3 protein-coding genes are annotated in these 2,498 nt (G+C 36.7%); all 3 read left to right on the forward strand.

Annotated features, from left to right (window positions below; all coding sequences use genetic code 11):
• The first annotated feature begins 40 nt into the window (after positions 1-40).
• Genes mcrB through mcrC form a run of 3 tightly spaced genes read left to right on the forward strand, consistent with a single transcriptional unit; the run spans position 41 to position 2,462 of the window.
• Positions 41-1,372, forward strand: coding sequence for a coenzyme-B sulfoethylthiotransferase subunit beta (gene mcrB, locus ACJROP_RS07920; RefSeq protein WP_406534930.1), 1,332 nt, complete (start codon positions 41-43; stop codon positions 1,370-1,372).
• A gap of 34 nt (positions 1,373-1,406) precedes the next feature.
• Complete coding sequence (gene mcrD, locus ACJROP_RS07925) at positions 1,407-1,856, forward strand: methyl-coenzyme M reductase operon protein D (protein WP_406534931.1); 450 nt, start codon at positions 1,407-1,409, stop codon at positions 1,854-1,856.
• A gap of 6 nt (positions 1,857-1,862) precedes the next feature.
• Entirely contained in the window at positions 1,863-2,462 is a 600-nt protein-coding gene (gene mcrC, locus ACJROP_RS07930; RefSeq protein WP_406534932.1) for a methyl-coenzyme M reductase I operon protein C, read from the forward strand.
• Positions 2,463-2,498: the final 36 nt, after the last annotated feature.

Here is a 2,498-nt window from a genome sequence, read left to right on the forward strand (position 1 = left end):
TGGTATATTAGTTAAACTCTATTTATTTAGGAGGGAAAAAATGGCAAAGTTTGATGATAAAATCGATTTATTCGATGATAGAGGCAATGAAATTGCATCTGACGTACCAATCGAAGCTATAAGTCCACTTAGGAACCCTGCAATCCAAAAAATTGTTAAAGGTGTTAAAAGAACCGTTGCAGTAAACTTAGAAGGACTCGAAAAATCCGTTAAAACCGGTGCTGTTGGTGGAGACAAATCTAGAATTTTAGGAAGAGAATTAGATCTCGCTATTGTTGATAACGCAGAAGCAATCGCAGAAAAAATGAAAGGAATTATCCAAATTTCTGAAGATGATGATACTGTTGTAACACCTATTTCTGGAGGAAAAAGGTTATTAGTACAAGTACCAACTAGAAGAATTGATGTTGCTGCTGAATACTCTACAGCTCCATTATCCACTGCATCCGCTTTAGTACAATCTGTTATTGACGTTTGTGACGTAAGCATTTATGATGCTAACTTCTTAAAAGGTGCAGTATTAGGTAGATACCCACAATCTGTAGACTACAAAGGATCTAACATTGCAACCATGTTAGACATTCCACAAAAACTTGAAGGTGCAGGTTACGGTTTAAGAAATGTTAAAGCAAACGACTTCGCTGCTGCTACATTAAAAAATACTTTCCAAGCTACCGCATTAGCTGCTATTTTTGAACAAACTGCTATGTTTGAAATGGCTGATGCTTTAGGTTCATTTGAAAGATTACACTTATTAGGTTTAGCTTACCAAGGTTTAAACGCTGATAACATGGTATATGACTTAGTAAAAGAAAATGCAGCTGAAGGTACTGTTGGTAGTATTGTACAAGCAACTATTGCACGTGCTGAAGCAGATGGTGTAATTGCTCCTGGTGAACAATTAACTGACTTCGCTATTTACAACACTGATGACGCAGCTAAATGGAACGCATATGCTGCTGCAGGTGCTGTAGCTGCAACTATGGTTAACGTAGGTGCTGCTCGTGCTGCTCAAGGTATTCCATCTACTTTATTATACTTCAACGACAACCTCGAATTCGCTACTGGTTTACCTGGTCTCGACTACGGTAGAGCAGAAGGTGTAGCTGTAGGATTCTCCTTCTTCAGTCACTCCATTTACGGTGGTGGAGGTCCTGGTCTCTTTAACGGAAACCACGTTGTAACTAGACACAGTAAAGGATTCTGTATCCCTTGTGTAGCTGCTGCTATGTCCTTAGATGCAGGAACACAACTCTTTTCACCAGAAGCAACTTCTGGTTTAATTAAAGAAGTATACAGTCAAATTGATGAATTCAGAGAACCTATTAAAGCAGTTGCTGCCGCAGCTGATGAAATTAAAGGTGACATCTAATTAATTTAAACATATCTAATTTGAAGGTTGAAACATGGATATTGAGATATTTCCTTACAGGGTTCTTGGAAGCGACACAACTGAAAAGTTGTTAAATGACTTAGAATCTCTTGAAGATGTAAGAAGGACTGTTATCCACGGACCTAGATTTCCAAAAGGTGAAGCAACTTTACCTCCACAATATCAGGAACGTAGAGTAATCACTGTCAATGGTGAAAAAGTTGTTTTACAAGTTAAGACAGCTAGAATATTCCTTGAAATAACAATGGAATCTACAATTGATGAAGTCGAAAAAATCTGCGAAAAAAATATTCCGTTTGGTTTTGATATCAATCAAGACAGATCTAATTATATCAGAAAACAAAAAACCGTTACTGATAGGATTAAATATGGGGATAATGATATTCCTGATGAATTAATTGGGATGACAGATCAATATTCAACATTTGACGACCATGTGAATATTATTAAAAAGGATGACTAGATTAATATGATAGGACGTTGTACTCACGTAGTTGATTGTAGAGAAGCAAGTGGTATGGGAAAAGGCGGAAGTCTTGCTCAAAGAGGGACTTTTGCTGAATGTGGTGCTGACGTATGTGCAGTTGCTATGTCTCCTGGACGTAGACACATTACTAAGCCAGTTTGCGAAATTACTTTCGGTTTACGTGAAGCGAATGTTTTAACAAGTACTATGGTTTTAAATGCCGGTGCTGGTGTTCCTAGTGATGCTCCTGCTTCAGGAGGTACCTTATTTGGACTTACTGATAAAGAAGTGGAACAGTTAGGTAATTTTAAATTACTTGTAATTCACTTAGGAGGAGTTGCAAATCATTTAATTTACAAAGCAAGATTAATTCTAAGGAATGTTAATAAACACTGTATTATCATATGTGAATCACCAGTAGACTGTGAAGATTTTGCTAAAATTGGAGTAAAAACTTCAAAAGTCATGCCAAGCGAGGAAAACATAAAAACTATTGGTACTATTGATGATGTTGTTACAGGGGTTATCCGAGGTCAAACAATTTCACAAGAAAAATTAGATGAAATTATTAGAAAAGTTAAATTAGCATTAGGAGATGCATAATTATGGTACAAATTTATCCAGGTACTTCTCAGGTTG

It is taken from the genome of Methanobrevibacter sp. (assembly GCF_045220775.1).
Taxonomy (GTDB): domain Archaea; phylum Methanobacteriota; class Methanobacteria; order Methanobacteriales; family Methanobacteriaceae; genus Methanocatella.

Excerpts from the sequence above, each read along its gene's own strand:
- mcrC (WP_406534932.1), top strand. The coding sequence starts at position 1,863 with ATGATAGGACGTTGTACTCACGTAGTTGATTGTAGAGAAGCAAGTGGT.
- mcrD (WP_406534931.1), top strand. The coding sequence starts at position 1,407 with ATGGATATTGAGATATTTCCTTACAGGGTTCTTGGAAGCGACACAACT.
- mcrB (WP_406534930.1), top strand. The coding sequence starts at position 41 with ATGGCAAAGTTTGATGATAAAATCGATTTATTCGATGATAGAGGCAAT.